The sequence below is a fragment of the Flavobacterium zhairuonense genome (assembly GCF_004352915.1).
Classification (GTDB): Bacteria; Bacteroidota; Bacteroidia; order Flavobacteriales; family Flavobacteriaceae; genus Flavobacterium; species Flavobacterium zhairuonense.
This window is the reverse complement of record NZ_SJSY01000073.1, coordinates 353,967-373,247: the sequence shown is the minus strand read 5'-3', so window position 1 is coordinate 373,247 and position 19,281 is coordinate 353,967. Positions and strand designations below refer to the sequence as shown.

Below are 19,281 nucleotides of genomic sequence, written 5' to 3'. Positions count from 1 at the left end.
AGTATTGTATTAAAATCTAAGACACTATCAAAAAGCCTAATAAACTGTCTCGTCCTGAAAGATCATAAACCCAAAAAAGCCTGATAAAAATTCAACATTTTCATCAGGCTTTTTACTTACATTTAAAAATTTCTCATCAATATTTCCACACCAAAACATCAGCCGTTTTTATAGACTGAGTTCCAAAGATAATTTTCGAGCCTTTTGGCAAATTGAAGTTATAAGGCTTATCAGAATAATTTACTGCTATTCCGAAACCGTCGCGATAATCGACCATAACTCCTTCTGGATAATCTTCTATAGGTGCGTTTTGCTGTTTGTATAATTTTCTGATTACTTGTTTTTCTAAGTCGCCATTTTTCGAATCTGTACCAACGTATGTCACGGTTCCTTTTCCTAATTTATGCGAAACGACAGCTGCTGTACCTGCATAAAAATCACCTTGATATGTTGCCCAGATTTCTGTTTCTTTATCTGGTTTTAGTAAATCGCCCCAACTTGTCCAGGCAAATTCTTGATTTTCAAATTTAATAGCACCAGGAGAATGAGGCATTAATAAATCATAGGATTCTATTTGAGATCCTATCAAACTCCAAATCGGCTCATAAAATTTTGCCTCCCAAAGATGTCCTTGACGATTTTGAATTCCAGATCGGCAACTCATGATTAAATTTCCACCATTTTTTGCGTACAATGTTAATTTATCAATCAATTTTTGATCGATCATTTGATAAGCCGGCACGATCAAAAAAGGATATCTTGAAAAATCTGTTGTGTCTCTGACGAAATCAACTGGAGCACCAATTGACTTTGAAGCTTTATAATACTTTAAAAAGTGATTAATCGTATTCCATTCTTTGGTTTGCTTATTTAAGTCAATCCCCATGACATTATCCGGATTGAACAAAATTCCCGTTTTGCGTTTTAGATAGTAGTCTGGTAATTCTGCCTTTGCGTTATAGTTTTTTCGAAGTGTTTCTATTTCTTTTATAAATTGGCTGAATTCCAGTCCGCCCGGTGTTGGCGTTACGCCATCCGTACCAACGATACCATAGTGATACTGCTCATAACCATACAAAGGAGCACGGAAACGATAAGTACATTCGAATTTACTGCCTCCTGCAAAAACATGCCACAGCCACATTCGAACACTGCCCGGCAAAGGTTGCGGATTGATACTTCCCCAGTTCACTTGTCCCGGCTGTAATTCCATACAACCATACATTCCTTTAAGGGGTCTGAAAAAATCATTAGCCATTCCAATAGCGGCGTAATCTCCCAAACGATATCCATTCTTCCCTATCCCTAAACTTCCGCCATAAACCATATATCGAGTGTAGCAATCAAAATCAAATTCTTTGCTCATACCGATAAAACTCTCATCATAAGCGGGTCTGTAATTAGAAGTAATCCATTGATCCTTGCTTACATATTTGCGAATGACTGCCGCTTGAGAATCCAGAAAAGTAGCAGTTTCCTCATCGGCAAATCTGTAATGATCTAGCTGTGAATGCAAATTCATTCCCCATTCTTTATGCAAGGGAATATTTATTTCACTGAAATCAGAATAAATACCACTCCAAAAACTATTGCCCCAAGCTTTATTAAGAGTGTCGATATTCTGATATTTTTCCTTTAGCCAATTGCGGTAACGTTGTTGTGCATCTGCTCCATAATCTAGAAAACGTGCTGGTTCATTATCTATTTGCCAACCAATGATATTTTTGTTATTCCCATATCTTTTTGCCAATTGCTCGACCATTTTTAAAGAATAACTTCTATAGTAATTGCTCGAAAATGAGGCATGTTGTCTAGAACCGTGATCACTTTTGGTCCCATCCTCATACGTAACGAGTACATCAGGATGCTTGCGCACCAGCCATACGGGAGGCGTTGCTGTAGAAGTGCACATGACAATTTTTAGTTTGTATTTTGCTGCAATTGCTACTGCTTTATCAAGCCATTTAAAATCATAAACTCCTTCTTGTGGTTCTAATTGTGCCCAAGCAAATTCTGCAAAATGAGTAAACTCAAAACCCATTTCTGCAATTTTTTTCAAGTCTCGATCCCATTGGTTTTCATCCCAATGTTCAGGATAATAATAAACTCCTACGGTTGTCAGATCTTTTTTGGGAAAGTACTTTTCAAACTTTTGAGCATTTGCCCCGATACAAACCATTGCAATCAAAAAAGTTAGCATGGACTTTTTGAATATTTTTCTTTTTATAATCTGCTTCATTTTTTTTGGATTTATTATTTCTATTTACAACACAAAACTAAAGTGTTAAACATACACTTATTTTTAATTAAGAGCAAATTTACTTTACTAAAAATGTAGTCTAGAATCTAGACTGAACAATTTACTTGCGGGATTGCGGAATACTTTTTATTATAAGTTCTGTTGCATTGCAATCGTATGCATCATCAAAAACAAAACTTAAATAAATACCATAAAAAAAAAGCCTGAAAATTTAGTTTTTCAGGCTTTTTTGATTTCACTAGACAATTTAATTAATGTTTTACTGTTTACAAATTTAATTTATCCTATTCATTAGACTTAGCCTTTATTATAAGAATTTATTAAATTTAGTTTTATTCAATTACTTTACTTAAGTTTCTTTATCAGTTTTTTTAGTAATTTTTAATTGTTTAAAATTATCTAAAAATGTTGTCAACATATAAATAAATAAAAATGATGTAATAACCTGTAAAAATTGAATTATTTGAGTAATTCGCCCAATCGGTTTAATATTGCTAAAAACAAAAATTGTTACTGAATCTAACCAAACATCAATAAATTGTGCATCAACTCTAAGATTTTTTATTATATAATCAAGATTCTCTTTTTCTTCTTTCTTATTATTAATCCCTTCGATTATTGTTTCATTTGACAATTTCAAATACCCAATTTTTAAATTCTGATTATTATAGAAATTTACATCAAATATTTTTGGTGGATTTTTTATACCTCCACCACCTGTATGATTAATTATTTTTTCTGGTGAAATTATTAAATATCCAATATTAAAACTCAATTTTTTATTCGTTAAAGAATCATCGCACCTAAGTTGCCTGATTTTTAATGGCAATTTTTCTGTATATGCTAGTAATAAATCTACGTCTTGATAGTATCTTAATTTTAATTCTGTCTCTATCCTCTTATGATTTATATAGTCTTCATTTAATGCATAATTGTTTTTCTCTTTAATCAAACAGTCATGTATTAGTGGAAAAATGATAATCAAAAAAGATAAAACAACTATAAATGGAAGTACGTTATTGAATGTCTTTCTTGCACTCTTATAAATTAAAATTATGCTTGCAATAAGTAATATGTAAAATAATATTTTTACAAAAAAACCATTCTCTGAATAACAGATTATTGGAATTATTAGCATAATAATAAAAATCGCTATAATTGTTCTAGTTTCCCTATCTCTTTTAAGTTGTTTTTTATTTACCATTTTTTACTTCTATGTATTTACTGATTATGGACCTGTTGCGGGTATCGGCGCATCTACTTTAGGAATTTTACGAATTAAATCATCAAAAACATTATCATTTTTAATAAGTTCTACAGAAATTATATCATCATCATTTAAAATTTTAACTACTTTTTTACAATTACTATTTTCAACAAGAACGAAGTATTTTGATTCCATATGTGAAATAAATTTTCCGTAAATTTTTGTATTATCATCTTTAATTATGAAAGTAACATCTTCCGAATAATCGTTGTACAAGGTATCAGCATTTTCAATTGCAAGTACAGGATAATAGAAAAATGAAATTACATAAGTCCCTGCTATCATAATATACATGAATACTTTTCTAGAAATACTTATATAATGCTTTTTAAATGACAAAATCAATACAATGATTAATGTAATTCCAACAATTATCATTTTATAGGTTTTATTATCTATAAGACTATAGAACATAAAAGATGACGAGATTATAAATGCAATTATTGCATTCATTAATGTAACTTCTTTTTTTACAATTTCTTTAAATGATGCAAAAAAAACAAAAAACAGAATTAATAAGATATTTGTCCATGTTGTTGCAATAATTTTTATAAAAGACATATCTATTAATGAAGAATCAATATTAAATCGCTTAAAAAAGAATCTCCAATACAACCATCCAAATTGATAAAGAACAATACCACTTATTGTTGTAATAGATGCGATATTAATTACAATGTTATTTTTTGAGTTTTCCATTTATATAATTAAAATTTTAGAGATAAATATATTAGTTCAAAATTATAACAACTAAAAATAAATTTAAAGATATTTAATATGGAGATAATAAATATAAAGCTAATATTAGAAAAACAAGTAAATAATATTCCCCGCTTGGGCGAGCCATCTTCCTTGTAAATACAAAAAAAGCCTGAAAATTTAGTTTTTCAGGCTTTTTACTTTCCAATATATTTAGCTATCGGCGTATAAAATTTATTTTACATCAAACCAAAGCTTCGTAGTCAACAAATCTTTTCCTTGGTTGGCAACTGCTGCTTTATAACTGTCTCCGTTTAAAGATTGTTCTGTTCCCGGATAAAAGAAACGAGAAGGAATTTGTCCGTCTAAAACAGTCGCTGGACCTGCTTTCAAAACAGGATAATCTAATCTTCTCCACTCTGTAAAAGCATCAAGACCTTGTCCGTAGAAAGCAATCCATTTTTGCGTACCAATTGATTTCGCATAATTAGCAGCATCATATTTTACTGTTGCTTGATTCAGATAATTCGAAATCGCAGTTACATCGGTAATTCCGAATTGAGTGAACGAAGCCGTAATGGCATTTTTATAATACTGTTCAGCATCTCCAGAAATATAGCCACGAGCTACAGCCTCAGCAAGATTAAATAATGTTTCTGAATAAGAAGCAATTACTGCTGGCGATGTCGAAGTCAAAAAGTACGTTCCCGGTTTTGATGTTTTGGCAAAGCCTTGACTATTGGCATCACTGTTTGATAATCCGTTTGCTCCTCCAACATATTTGCCTACGCTTGCATCTGATGGCAATTGCGCAAAAACAGGCAAACGCGGATCTGATAATTCATATAATTTATCCACCATTGTTTTTGAAATTCGGAAATCATCACGAGTTTCAAACCAAGCCGAAGCCGGATTTTGTTGTGGCGAACTGATGTAAGTGAATTTAAAAGTATCGGCATTACTGCTGATTAATCCGCCCACATCGCTTATGGCGTCAATTGCCGCTTGTTTAGCCAAAGCAGGTTCTTTATCAGAAATTCTTAATGCAATTCTTAAGCGAAGTGAATTCACAAATTTCTTCCATTTTGCAATATCACCTTTGTAAACCAAGTCACCTGTTACAGCACCGTTTGCTGTACTTAACTGAAACTGCGCTAGTTTTAAATCTTCAAGTAATCCGGTGTAAACTTCTTTTTGTGTATTATAGGCTGGCGTTACTTTTAAGCCTGCTTCTTTGTAAGGAATATTTCCGTAAGCATCTGTCAGCAATAAAAATGTCCAAGAACGCAATGTCAACGCGATACCTTTATAATTTGAATTGGCTTGATCTGCCGGGAAATTGATAATCGTATTCAAATCTGTAATCAAAGTTGCATATCCAGTGTTCCATAAAGAAGTGAACGAGGTATTCGAAACATCATATCGATCTGGCTCTGTATATTGAATTTTTGCCCAATGTTGCACAAACAATAAAGATGAGTTAAAATTATTTCCATCTCCCCAATACAAATCGGCTCCTTGTTTCAAAGATCCTGTTAATAGATAAGGCGCTAATGGCGTTTCGGTTGCATTTGGATTTTTATTGATATCATCCAAAGTATCATCATTGCAAGAGCTCAGCGTCAATGCAAATAGTGTAATATATAATAGTTTTTTCAGCATGATTCCGAGTTTTTAAAATTTAAGATTAACGTTAAGGCTAAAATTTCTGGTTGTAGGCAAGGCTAAACTTTCTAATCCTTGTGCATTTCCAGTATTGAAAGCTGTTTCAGGATCAATATTTGGCACATCTTTGTAAATAAACAATAAGTTACGACCCGCTGCAGTAATGCTTGCTCCATCTAATCCTAGTTTCTTCGCTATTTTTTTGTCAACATTATAAGTCAATCTAACTTCTCTAAGTTTTACATAAGTCGAACTGTAGATATAAGCTTCGCTAATATTGTATGATGCTTTGTAATATTCTTGTGCGCTAATTACTTTATTGTTTGGAGTTCCGTCAGCAAATACACCTCCGAAAATCATTCCGTCATCATAAACCGTTACACCGCCAGGAGCAGCTCCTCCCGTTACCAATGTTTTTGGATTAGAAGTATTGTTTCCTGGATAATAATAGCTCAATCCGCCATTTTCAGCACCACGGCCCGGAAGCGTCTGTGCTAAAACTCCTGTATAATTACCAGTTCTGTTTGTTCCAGAGAAAAGCTCACCTCCTACGCTTGCATCAACAAGAACCGAAAGTTCTAGATTTTTGTATGTAAATGTATTCGTAGCGCCTGCCAAATAATCTGGAGTATAATGTCCTAAAACTCTTTTTGTCGGATCTGCTTTTGGCAATCCATTTGCTCCTACTACGATATTTCCGTTTGCATCGCGCTCGTATGCTGTTCCGTAAAGTGCACCGTATGCTTGTCCAACAGATGCCAAAACATCAACACCTCCTGATGAACCAATAGTATAGTTTTGGATTTTTTGGTCGTAATCCAAAATTTCAACTTTGCTCGTATTCTTAGAATAATTTACGCCAATATTCCATTTGAAATCTTTCGTTTGGATAGGAGTTCCGTCCAACTGAATTTCAATACCATGATTGTTGATTTTTCCGGCATTGATTAATTGCGAATTATAACCGCTTGAAGCTGTTGTTTTGATTTCCAAAATCTGATCAAAACTGTTCGTATTATAATAAGCAGCATCAAAACGCAATCTATTTTTCCAGAAAGCTGCTTCTAAACCAACTTCGCTTGAGCGCGTTGTTTCTGGTTTCAAATTCTCATTCAATTTTTTCTGAGAAGAAGTCTGAATCGGGTTTCCATCAAATGCTGTTTGGAAATTGTAAACAGTCGATAATTGGTACGGATCTGCATCGTTTCCTACTTCAGACCAGCCTCCACGCACTTTTAAGAAATCAAGTGTATTGCTTTTGATTTTCAATGCATCAGTCAGCACAACACTACCATTGATAGACGGATAAAAATAAGAACGATTATTGCTTGGCAATGTCGATGACCAGTCATTACGGGCTGTAACATTCAAAAACGCATAATTTCTGAAACCCAATTGCGCCGAAGCATAAGCACTATAAACTCTCAAACGAGAATACGAATTTGATGAAGTCAACGGATCACGTGAATTCGTCAGCGTATATAAATCCGGCACAGCCAAACGTGGTGCTTTTTGATAATTGTTTGCATCACTGTGGTTACGTACATTGAATCCTGCAAGTGCGTCCAAACTAAAATCGTCATTCAGGTTTTTTGTATATTGAAAAATCCCTTCTGTGTTTTGTTCGTTTACTGTATAAGCATCTTCGGCATACGATCCAAAAGGAGTTCCGTTTGTTCCATATTTAATAGTGTATTTTCTGCGATCATTATAATAATCAACTCCAGTACGGAATCTAAAATTAAGTCCGTCTATAATTTTTGCATCCAAATGAATATCTCCAATTAAGCGGTTACGTTGCTGACTTGTAGTATTGTAATAAGCATTCCAATACGGATTGCTGTAATAGCTGTTGTTCCAGTTTCTAGTCCAATCATTTTGAAGATCATTGATGTCAACTTGGCGTCCAAACCAAAGAAATTGCAACATAACACCAGCTGCACGTCCTCCTGACGGCCCTCCCGGAAGCTGTGGAGCAGCAGTAACAATATAATTCGCATTAACACCAACTTTTACGTTTTTAGAAATTTGGTAATTTGTGTTAATAGTAAAATTTGTTTTGTTTATTTCACTGTTTGGCACAGTCCCTAATTGCTTTTGATTGTTCACTCCCAAACGAAAATCTGATTTATCATCTGATTTGGCTACCGAAACACTATTGTCATAAGTAAGTCCTGTATTGAAGAAATCTTTTACGTTATTAGGATGTGCTACAAAAGGCACAGCAACTCCATTTGAATAAAATTGAGGTATAAGTTGTCCATTTAATCTTGGCCCCCAGCTTTCATCAACTCCATCGTTGACACCGCCTCCTTTACCATCTACATAACTGAATTTTCCATTTGAACCTTGTCCATATGAATTTTGAAAAGCTGGCAAAGTACTCACTTGAGAAATCGTAATTCCAGAATTCACGCTGATTCCTAATCCTTTTTGACCTTTTCCAGATTTTGTTGTAATCAAAACAACACCATGTGCCGCACGCGATCCATAAAGCGCCGCCGCGTTAGGTCCTTTCAATACCGTCAATGTTTCAATATCCTGAGGATTCAAATCGGCGATTGCATTTCTGAAATCACGAGTTGCGCCTCCAAAATTCAATTGCGAATTATCAACAGGAACGCCATCAACAACAAATAAAGGTTGGTTGTTTCCAGCAATAGAAGTTTCTCCACGAATAATAATACGCGATGATCCCATATCTCCTTGTGAATTGGTAATACGAACACCTGCTAATTTACCAGTAAGGCTGTTTAAGAAATTCGTTTCTTTTGTATTCGCCAGTTCTTTTCCTTTAAGCGATTGAGTAGTATATCCTAACGATTTCTTTTCTTTTGTAATTCCAAGTGCCGTAACAACTACTTCTGACAATGCATTTTGTTCTTGTTCAAGACCTATGACAACTGCATTTTTTTGAATAACAACTTCCGTTTTTTTATACCCTAAATAACTTATTATTAATGTATATGGAAATTTCTGTCCGGTTTGGAAGAAAAACTTACCGTCTAAATCGGTTACTACTCCGTGCGTTGTTCCTTTTATGTTTACCGAAGCACCAATTACAGGCTCTTTTGTAACAGCATCTACAACTGTTCCTTCAAGTTTTGACTGGATTAATGGCTTTGTTTCTTGTGCTTTAACTCCTATGGAAATCAATAAAATACACAACAGTATATAGCTGTTTAATTTTTTTTTCATTACTTTGTTTTAGTTTAATAAAAAGGTGAGCTGAAAACAGATTTATTCCATTTTCGCTTTCCTTCTAGAGATGACAATTTCTTTAAGCTTCACCATTTCTGCTGCAACAGAAATGGTTTTTTCTTTTTTACCTGCAACACATTCGTTTTTTCATTTCTTTTTTAATTTTGGATTAGTATTCATTTGGCTTGTATCAAATTAAATCCTCTCTCACCAAGATTCTTTTGATTAAAATTTTACGTAAATTCAGAGTAAAGATTTTAGCAAAGACTATTTTAAAACCAAAAATGCCCAGAAATCTCGCGCTCTCACAAATAATCTATAGTTTTATATTTTAAACTCTACTAATTTGATAGAACAAAAGTAAATTAAAATAGCGAACTTAAAAATTTTAAGAGTTCTTTTTGAAAAAAAAATGTTAACTAAGAAAAACGTTTTTACATAATTCATTAAAAACAAGAGAGTTAATAAAATGAAGAAAATTTCCTGCATATCGGAATTTTCTTAAAACGAAAGCATTAAACAATACGTTTGATTGAATTTTCTATTTCAATTTTAAAGCAATAAAGTTCCGAAATCGAAATAGTTATTCCTTTTACAATAACCGTGTTTTAAACACATAAAAAGTATCACAATAAAGACCAAAAGTGAACGATTTTACTCCTCCTTTTTCAGCATTTTTCTCTAACTTTGCGTTCATCATTTTAAAATAGGTGATGCAAAACAAACTTTGTTTTTCTGCAAAACACTGAATAAAAAAGCATTGGAGCTTTTATCCTTATTTTTTTGCAGCAAACATTCTTCTAATAATTTAGTTAATTAAAAACTATGAACAAATTTGATTTTGGAATTGTAGGATTAGGTGTAATGGGCCGAAACTTACTTTTAAATATTGCAAGCCATAATTTTGCGGCTGCAGGTTTAGATTTAGACACAGAAAAAGTCAACTCTCTTCAGCAAGAAGCCGATGCAAACCAAACTATTGAAGCTACTACAGACGTAAAACATTTTGTGGAGCTTATTCAACAGCCAAGAGCGATTATGTTATTGGTTCCTGCGGGAAAACCTGTTGACAGTGCTATTGCAAGCTTACTTCCTCATTTAGATAAAGGAGATATCATTATTGATGGCGGAAATACTTATTTCACTGACACAGACAGACGATTTTTAGAATTATCTGAAAAAGGAATCCACTTTTTCGGAATGGGAATTTCTGGAGGTGAAAAAGGAGCACGTTTAGGTCCTGCTATGATGCCAGGCGGTGATCAAAAAGCATATGAAAGACTTCGCCCAATTTTTGAAGCAATTGCGGCAAAAGTTGACGGAGAACCTTGTGTAGAATATTTAGGAAATGGTTCTGCTGGTAACTATGTAAAAATGGTTCACAACGGAATTGAATACGGAATCATGCAGTTGATTTCTGAAGTTTATGACCTTATGAAAAGAGGTTATAACATCGATGATGAAACCATTCAAAAAACTTTTGCAGAATGGAATCAAACGGATGATTTAAGATCCTATTTAATTGAAATTACCGGAAACATCTTAAAACAAAAAGATGAAGATGGAACTCAATTAATCAATAAAATCTCGGATTGGGCAAGATCTAAAGGTACAGGAAAATGGACTTCGCAAAACGCAATGGATTTACAAGTTCCAGTTCCGACTATTGATGCCGCAGTAAACATGCGCGATATGTCGAAAACAAAACCAGAAAGAATCGAAGCTGCTAAAAAATTAGTTTGGAACGCAAGCGAAACCAATGTTTCTCAAAGTGAAGCGATTGCGGCTTTAAAATCGGCTATGTATTTTTCTATCGTTGTGACTTATGCTCAAGGTTTAGCACAACTTCATACTGCTTCAAAAGAATATAATTACGGATTGAATTTAGAAACTGTTGCTAAAATCTGGCGTGGCGGATGTATCATTCGTGCGACAATTTTAGAAGATTTCAGAAAAGCATATGTTACAAAAGCAGATTTGCCAAACTTGCTTTTAGATGGTGGAATTGCTTCAAAATTAGTAGAAAACCAAGCTGGAATGAGAGCTGTGATTCAGTTTGCGGTTCAAAAAGGATTGCCTGTTTCAGGATTAATGAACTCGTTAGCTTATTTTGATGCTTACCGATCAGCAAATCTTCCAACAAATTTAATTCAAGCACAGCGTGATTATTTCGGAGCACATACTTATGAGCGTATAGACAAAGAAGGCGTTTTCCACACACAATGGGCTGAATAAGCAACTTAAAGCAACACAACTACACACAATGACTAAAAATAAACTAAAGAATCCAACAATTATAGTAATTTTTGGAGGAACCGGAGATTTGGCAAAGAGAAAGCTCTTTCCCGCATTTCAAAATCTGTACCTTGACGGGCGTATGTCTGAAAAGTTTCAGATTATCGCTCTCGGTAGAGCAGAAAAAACCAATGAAGATTTTCGCGCTTATGTAGCAGAAAATCTAGGTCTTTTTTCAAGAAAAAAAGGAATTGATGATCCAGAAACAGAAAAATTTCTTTCGCACATCACTTACCACAGTCTTGATATCGACAAAGAAGAATCTTACGTTGGATTAAATGAGAAAATTGAAGGTTTTGACAAATCTTTTGGAGAACGCGCCAATCGTCTTTTCTATCTTTCGATTACACCTTCTTTCATTTCGACGATTTCAAGCAACATCAAGAAAATCGGACTTGCGGCAAATCCAAAACAAGATCGTATTATTATTGAAAAACCTTTTGGTTACGATAAAACTTCTGCAATTGCACTAAATGAAATGCTTTCGCAGACTTTCAAAGAAGAGCAGATTTACAGAATCGATCACTATTTAGGAAAAGAAACGGTTCAGAATATCTTGGCTTTCCGTTTTGGAAATTCGATGTTTGAACCTTTATGGAGCCGAAATTTTATTGATTTCGTGCAAATTACTGTAGCAGAGGAAGTCGGCGTTGAAGAACGAGGCGGATTCTATGAAGGTGTTGGAGCATTAAAAGATATGATTCAGAATCACCTTTTGCAGATTTTATGCATGACGGCCATGGAAGCGCCTGCATCATTAAACGCAGATGACATTCGTAATCGTAAAGCCGATGTTTTGAAATCAATCCGTCGCATTAAACCAGAAGAAGTTGATCATTATATTGTTCGTGGTCAATATGGTCCTGGCGAAATAAAAGGAGTTCCAGTTCCAGGTTATCGTCAAGACAAAGGCATTGCTCCCGATTCTCTCACAGAAACCTATGTGGCAATGAAGATTTATTTGGACAACTGGAGATGGCAAGGAATTCCGTTCTATTTACGTTCAGGAAAAAGAATGGAAGAAAAACAATCTTCAATCATTATTCAGTTTAAGCCAGTGCCGCATTCTTCATTTTCTTATGGAAAAGAAGGAATGACACCAAACCGATTGATTATAAATATTCAGCCTGCAATGGATATTAAATTGCAGTTTATGACTAAAAAACCTGGACTTTCGCTTGCATTAAGACCTGCAGAAATGGTATTTGATTATTTCGCTTGCTCAACAATGTCGCCAGAAGCTTATGAAACCTTATTGGCAGATGCTTTAGCGGGTGACCCTACGCTTTTCATGCGCTGGGATCAGGTTGAAGAAGCTTGGGATGCAATTGATACAATTCAGCAAGTTTGGAAAACAACCGCTCCAAAGAATTTCCCAAATTACAAAGCTGGAAGCTGGGGACCAGAAGAAGCCGACGAATTGTTAGCACGCCAAGGCCACAAATGGATCCCGAATACACAAACAAAAGAAGAAGTTTTAAATGATACAGATTTACAATAACACAGAAGAAATTAATACTACAGCGGCAGACCTTTTTACTGCTTCTGCAGAAAAAGCAATTGCTGCAAAAGGCAAATTTTCAGCTGTTCTTACAGGAGGTTCTTCTCCTGCAGGAATTTACAAGCTATTAGCTTCTGATGCTTATAAAAACAAAATTGACTGGAGCAAAGTTTATATTTTTTGGGGAGATGAAAGATGGGTTCCGCTAAACGATGATTTGAGCAATGCTAAAATGTCGTATGCAACGTTATTGAGCCATGTCCCGATTCCGCAAGAAAACATTTTTGAAATGTACAAAGATGGCGTAACTCCCGAAGAATACGCAGCAACATACGAGCAATCAGTAAGAACAATTTTAGGCGAAGAAGGAAAATTCGACCTAATTTTATTAGGTATGGGAGATGACGGGCATACTGCTTCTCTTTTCCCAGGCGAAGCTGTTTTAGAAGAACAAACCAAATGGGTTGATGCTTATTATTTAGCACCGCAAAAAATGTATCGCATTACGCTTACTGCCCCGTTAATCAACAAAGCAGAAAAAATTGTTGTAGTAGCTTTTGGAGAAAAGAAAACACACGCCTTAAAAGAAGTTACAACTGGAGATTATAATCCAACGCTATATCCAATGCAATTAATCAAACCTGTTTCTGGTGAATTATTGTTTTTAGTAGATAAAGCTGCAGCAGGAACGAATTAATTTTTGATTCAAAATAATGTGTAAAAAACGCAATCATCTAAAAACTGATGATTGCGTTTTTTTTTATATAGCATTGATTTTCATTTCGGTCGATCAATAATTTGAAAAAAATCTTTCCTAAATCTTAAAATCGGATGTCATCTGAATATTTCCTATAAAACTAGAAACCTTGAAATTTCTAATAGACGCATACGCACTACTTGCAACACTCTTAAATGGTTTTGATGTTCCTGCGCCTTAATTCAACCGAGCAAAATCATATTTTCTCCAAAATCTAAAAAGCCTTAAAGAAAGTTCTTCAAGGCTTTTTAAATTATTATGTAGTATTAATTCAAATTCAAAATGGCATTGAGCTCCAGAATAGTATTTCCTGCGGGAAGTTTTTTTGGCGCAATTGCCAGTTTTTCAGCTAAGAATGCTGTAGAAATTGGTTTTAAATTTTTAAAAAGCCCAATTCCATTAAAGAACGAAATCAATGCAACTGAAATTTTTTCACCCAAACGATCTGTATTTTCTCTGATTAGTGGTCCTGGCCTAAAAACTAAATATTGGTCAAAATGAAGATCGGCTATAAAATCTTCTAATTTCCCTTTCATTTTGGAATAAAATACGCTGCTTTTTGCAGAAGCACCATATGAAGAAACCAAAACAAAAGACTTGATATTATTTTCTTTACCAATAGTTGCAAATACGGCAGGAATATCAAAATCTATTTTCCATTGATTTTCTTTTGAACCCGCAACTTTCAGAGTCGTTCCGAGGCAAGAAAAAAGAACATCTCCCGTAATTAAATCCTTAAACTGATCTATTTTGGAAAAATCGACAATATGTTCTGTCAGTTTTTGATGTGTTTTGCCGATTGAACGCCTCACGAAAATTGAAACCGAACTGTAATCGTTATTCTTCAAAAGCTCTTCAACTAATTCTTTACCCGTTGAACCTGTAGCTCCAATTATTATTGCTTTCATAATACAGTTTTAGGAATTACATTTCTCTCTGCTAAAACTCTTTTGTGTTGGAGAAATTCCTCATAAAAATAAATAAAAAAAACTGCTTAAAAAGCAGTTTCAAAAACTTTAGATTTTAAAGTGAATTAATATAACCTTCAACGTAGCATAATAAAAAAAATTCCCCCTTTTTTTATTTATTACTTTTAGTTTGACGAATACGCGAACTTTGTCTCAAGATACATTTCTTCGAAATCAATTCCTGAAAAATTTAAAGTTTTTAAAAAGTGTTTAACTTTATTTTTTGCCAATTTGTTAGATCCTGTATAAAACAATTCATTGTTTTCGTGCTTTTTATGCATTGGAACAGGAATATCAGAATCAACAATATTGTGAATTTTAACTACATGTGCTTCAGGTAATAAAGAAGCTATTATTTCGCCAGATGATTTCATATTCAAACTTGGCTCTAAACATTCTAAACTGTAAATTGGATTGTTTGCATGTACTAATATTTTCTCCGTCATATCTGGCAAATCAGATAAAAAAAGCTGGATATCTTCCCGAGGTATAAACAATACGAGCATTTTGGCTTTTGCGGCCTCGCGTCGGCTGACTAATTTTACCTTTCCGTCCATCATTTGAACAAGATCCCGCATGTGGTTATTGTTGCGCGTATGACTAATTAACACTTGGTGTCCTGATTTAGCAGCACGTGAGGCTAAATCCATTGTTGTTCTGCAAACTCCTATAAATCCAATTTTCATATCTTTTTATTTTTTAATCTACTTCGATTCCATAAAAAAATTCTTAAATCATAAAAGTAAAATGTTAACACAACAAATATAAATTTATATTGTAATCGATTGATTTGTAATAGCGTACCAATAAACCTACATTTTTGTAGATTTAAAACTACAAACTCCAGATTCTAAATTTTGTTTGCTATGTTTGTGTCTTCAAATCTGATTGCACAAATGACGTTATCTATCACTTTTCGTTATTGCTGTTTGTTTTTGCTACTCACTGTAGCCAAGGGTTTCTGCCAAGAAAACTATGCTTTCAGATGGTACACTGCTGATAATAATGAATTGCCTCAGAGCAGTATAAAAGCCATAGTTGCAGATAAATACAATTTTATTTGGATGACAACTGAAAATGGAATTGTTCGATACGATGGCAATACTTTTACCGCATTCAATGCATCTAATACCAATTTACAAGGAAGCCGATTTACAGATATTTTTGGGAGTATTGAAAAAGACAGTCTGCTTTGTTATAATGAAGGAAAAAAAGAACTGGCAGTCATTACAGGCCGAAAAATAAAGGTCTTCAAAAAAAAACCTCCAGTTACTCATTACATTAGAAAAGGTGGACATTCCTTTTTTCATGACGGACTTCCGTCTTATCTTACGATCGATCCCACGCAGCAATTTTGCATCAAAACTTCAAATAGAAATATCTTTTTTGTCGATAACGATGAAGTAGAATTATGCGATTCAAAAATGAAACGCCTTTATAAAATTGCATATAAAAACAATTCTGTTTTTAACTTTTTTGCAATTGGCAACACTCTTTTTTATCTCAATGATAATGGAAATTATACTAGCTTTTCAATAAACGGAAAAAATTCGGGACAACTCGATTCTAATATTTTTAAAACAAAACCCAAAATTTTCTGGAACATTACCACCAAACAAATTTTCCTTTCCTTTAAAAACAAAATCTATCTTGTACAATTTAAAGATGGAAAACTTTCTTCCAAATATATTGTCGAATTCGATGATTTTGTCAACAGCAATATCGTTTCTATTTATTATGATCAATCTAGCCAAAAGCTGTATTTAGGAAGCAACACAAATGGTTTGTGCATCATAACTTTTCCCGCTTTTAAATCGGTAAAAAAGGAAGCGACAAAATCTGAGGCTTACTATGCTGCTCAAGCTTTTACTGATAGCACCATAATAACTCCAAAAGGACTGATTTTCAACAGCAAAAAACTAATTGATAGTTTGCCATTTGAAAAAATTATTGACTTAAATGAAAAAATAACAATTGCACAAGATAATGCTAGAAATATATGGCTTTCCAGACGCACCAATGTTTTATGCTATTTAAGAAGTTCTGGTTATAAAAAATACATCACTTATAAATTCAACCAAAATCCGAAAACTATATTCAGTGACAATGAAAACAATATCTGGGTTAGTCTGGCTTATACCGAATTCCAAAAACCAAAATTATATTGCATAAAAAACGGAAAAATAACTTTGATCGCACTGTTTAAAACCAATATTAATTTTATTGCCCAACGAGATCCGCAGACACTTTATTTAGGTACTGAAAAAGGTCTTTTTAGATATGAAAAAAATACTCGAAAGCTCTTTTATATAAAAAATACGAATCAAATAAATATCAGAAGCATTTTCATCGACCATGAGAGAAAAGTATGGCTGACCACTTATGAAAAAGGTTTTTTTCTTTATTCCCCTAATCGCAAACACCTTCACTCTTTTCCAAAAGATGAAGACAATTACCTGAATTCTTCACATTCTATCACCGAAGACAAAAATGGCTTCTTTTGGATTCCTACAAACAAAGGTCTTTTTCAAACATCGAGAAAAGCATTACTGGCACACCTCAAAGATAAATCAGAGGCTATATATTATCATCAATACAATAAAGCAGATGGCTTTTTAACCAATGAATTCAATGGCGGATGCCAGCCTAATAGCAATTTTCTTAAAAACGGAAATATTGTTTTGCCTTCTATAAATGGCTTTGTATTTTTTAATCCATATAAAGTAAAACCGCTCCTCCCTGGTAAAGAACTTTTTATAGACAACATAATTGTAGATCAAAAAGCAATTCAGCCAAGTGATACCATTGTCTTGCCAAATAATTTTCAAAGGGTCAGCATTTTGATTGCGTATCCTTATTATGGCAATCCAGAAAATTTACATATTGAAGCAAAACTAGAGAAAACAGCAAACAGCCGTTGGGAACGAATAAAAAACGAAAGATCGATTTCATTTACCACTTTGCCACCAGGTGAATACAAACTTAACATAAGAAGCTTATCTGGTTTTGGATCTGAATATGTATATAAAAGAATTTTGCTAAAAGTTCCAGCAAAATTCTATCAAACCATCTGGTTTACCATCTTGACGTACCTTTTGTTTATCGGATTTATAATTTCACTTTGGTACATCCGATTGTATTACATCAAAAGAAAAAATATAAAGCTGAAAGAGGTTATTGATATAAAAACAAAAAAACTGGCGACAACAGTCAAAAAACTGCAAAAGACAAAAAGTACTCTGAAGCAAGAAATCAAACAGCAGGAAACATTAGTAAAAAGCATCAGTCATGACATCAAAAGCCCTTTGAAATTCTTGACAAATTCAATCACACATTTATTTGAAAATGAAATCATTCAAGACGATGCCCAACTAAAAAAACACGTTGGAACAATCAAAATGTCAACTACGCAATTGTATGAATATGTTGAAAATCTTATTAAATACTCTTCTATTTTTATTGAAGGAAAAAAACTCGAAGACGACTGCTATTCATTGTACAATTTGATTGAAGAAAAAATTGACATTTTTGAAAAAATAGCCGAAGCCGAAAATATAGAAGTCATTAATAGCGTTGACCCAAAACTCCGCATCAGAACAAATAAAAAAGCATTGTCTATCATTATCCACAATCTAGTTGATAATGCCATAAAAAATGCTCCAAACGGCCATGTTGAATTATTTTCTGGAACCAAGGATAATATGTTGTTGCTTACTATTATTGACAACGGAAAAGGAATGAGCAAAGAACTTATTGATTATTACCTTGATTTTTACAAAAATCCAATCGTAAAAAACTATCATTTGGGACTGCATATGATTATTGAGCTTCTCTTGATTATTCAAGGAAACATCAATATTACTAGTACAGAAGGAAAAGGAACTGCTATTGAAATAATGGTTGAATACGATTAATAATCATAGGTTTTGAAAAGATTGATCAATTCAACCAAATTTGTGATTCTTAATTTTTCAAAAAGTCTTGCCTTGTAGGTACTCACTGTTGACATGTGAATATTGAGCATGTTTGAAATTTCAAGATTTCCGTTGCCATTTATCAGCATTTCGGCAATTTGAAGTTCTCTTTTAGAAAGACTTTCTAATGGGTTTTTCGATTTTTTATTTATTCTAGTTTCCAACAATTTACTTACGAGTTCTGGAGAAACATAAGTTGAAGTCTCAAAAACAGAATTGATTGCAAATATCATTTTTTCTTCGCTGCAAAGCTTATTCAAATAACCATTTGCTCCGGCCGAAATATATTGCAAAGCATATTGATCTTCTTCATGAGCAGAAAAAACCAAAATTTTCACAGCAGGTTGAATTGCTTTAATATCAGCGATCATCCCAGTATTTTTTCCACCGGGAATATTGATATCTAAAAGCACCAAACAGATTGGTTTTTCCCTTAAAACAGCAAGAGCTTCAAAGAAATTTTCAGCATGAGAAATTTCTACATTTTCGATTTGTTTTTCTAAAACCATCGCAACGCCATTTCGTACTACCAAATGATCGTCAACTATTAAAATTTGCTTCATAAAAAAAGAATTAGTGTCAAATTAACACACTATTTTTTAAACAATTAAATTTTTAACGAAAAACTTTTTAGCAACATCAATCGCACAAAAAAAGGAACAGCAAATTCGCTATTCCTTTATTATATTTTTTT

General features: G+C 33.4%; 12 protein-coding genes. 4 read left to right on the top strand and 8 right to left on the bottom strand.

The genetic code is table 11. The features are described from left to right. Nucleotides 1-136: 136 nt before the first annotated feature. The 5 genes from EYY60_RS13760 to EYY60_RS13740 form a co-directional block, all read right to left on the bottom strand. On the bottom strand, nt 137-2,239 hold the full coding sequence (locus tag EYY60_RS13760; protein WP_132989890.1) for a beta-galactosidase: 2,103 nt from the start codon (nt 2,237-2,239) through the stop codon (nt 137-139). A gap of 370 nt (nt 2,240-2,609) precedes the next feature. After that, complete coding sequence (locus tag EYY60_RS13755) at nt 2,610-3,464, bottom strand: hypothetical protein (RefSeq protein ID WP_132989889.1); 855 nt, start codon at nt 3,462-3,464, stop codon at nt 2,610-2,612. A gap of 24 nt (nt 3,465-3,488) precedes the next feature. Next, nucleotides 3,489-4,226 carry a hypothetical protein gene (locus tag EYY60_RS13750; protein WP_132989888.1) on the bottom strand — a complete coding sequence of 246 codons (738 nt, stop codon included), beginning with the start codon at nt 4,224-4,226 and terminating at the stop codon, nt 3,489-3,491. Between the two features lie 234 nt (nt 4,227-4,460). Then, a complete protein-coding gene (locus EYY60_RS13745) occupies nt 4,461-5,888 on the bottom strand; it encodes a SusD/RagB family nutrient-binding outer membrane lipoprotein (RefSeq protein WP_132989887.1) in 1,428 nt (475 codons plus the stop codon). 12 nt (nt 5,889-5,900) lie between these two features. Next, entirely contained in the window at nt 5,901-9,089 is a 3,189-nt protein-coding gene (locus EYY60_RS13740; RefSeq protein ID WP_132989886.1) for a SusC/RagA family TonB-linked outer membrane protein, read from the bottom strand. An 828-nt stretch (nt 9,090-9,917) separates the two neighbouring features. Here EYY60_RS13740 and gndA point away from each other — a divergent pair. The 3 genes from gndA to pgl are packed head-to-tail and all read left to right on the top strand — an operon-like array spanning nt 9,918 to nt 13,585. After that, nucleotides 9,918-11,327: an NADP-dependent phosphogluconate dehydrogenase gene (gndA, locus tag EYY60_RS13735; RefSeq protein WP_132989885.1), complete on the top strand. Its 1,410-nt coding sequence runs from the start codon at nt 9,918-9,920 to the stop codon at nt 11,325-11,327. Between the two features lie 28 nt (nt 11,328-11,355). Beyond that, nucleotides 11,356-12,888: a glucose-6-phosphate dehydrogenase gene (zwf, locus tag EYY60_RS13730; RefSeq protein ID WP_132989884.1), complete on the top strand. Its 1,533-nt coding sequence runs from the start codon at nt 11,356-11,358 to the stop codon at nt 12,886-12,888. Continuing rightward, complete coding sequence (gene pgl, locus EYY60_RS13725; protein ID WP_132989883.1) at nt 12,869-13,585, top strand: 6-phosphogluconolactonase; 717 nt, start codon at nt 12,869-12,871, stop codon at nt 13,583-13,585. The genes zwf and pgl overlap by 20 nt, the downstream gene beginning before the upstream one ends. Nucleotides 13,586-13,911: 326 nt before the next feature. Here pgl and EYY60_RS13720 read toward each other — a convergent pair whose 3' ends face one another. After that, nucleotides 13,912-14,553 (bottom strand): NAD(P)H-binding protein, encoded by a 642-nt coding sequence (locus EYY60_RS13720; protein ID WP_132989882.1) that lies wholly within the window; start codon nt 14,551-14,553, stop codon nt 13,912-13,914. 185 nt (nt 14,554-14,738) lie between these two features. Next, nucleotides 14,739-15,299 (bottom strand): NAD(P)-binding domain-containing protein, encoded by a 561-nt coding sequence (locus EYY60_RS13715; protein WP_132989881.1) that lies wholly within the window; start codon nt 15,297-15,299, stop codon nt 14,739-14,741. A 180-nt stretch (nt 15,300-15,479) separates the two neighbouring features. On the opposite strand from EYY60_RS13715, the gene EYY60_RS13710 reads away from it, so the two are divergent. Beyond that, entirely contained in the window at nt 15,480-18,527 is a 3,048-nt protein-coding gene (locus EYY60_RS13710) for a sensor histidine kinase (protein ID WP_132989880.1), read from the top strand. On the opposite strand, the gene EYY60_RS13705 is transcribed toward EYY60_RS13710, so the two are convergent. Then, nucleotides 18,524-19,150 carry a response regulator gene (locus tag EYY60_RS13705; RefSeq protein ID WP_132989879.1) on the bottom strand — a complete coding sequence of 209 codons (627 nt, stop codon included), beginning with the start codon at nt 19,148-19,150 and terminating at the stop codon, nt 18,524-18,526. The genes EYY60_RS13710 and EYY60_RS13705 overlap by 4 nt on opposite strands. Nucleotides 19,151-19,281: the final 131 nt, after the last annotated feature.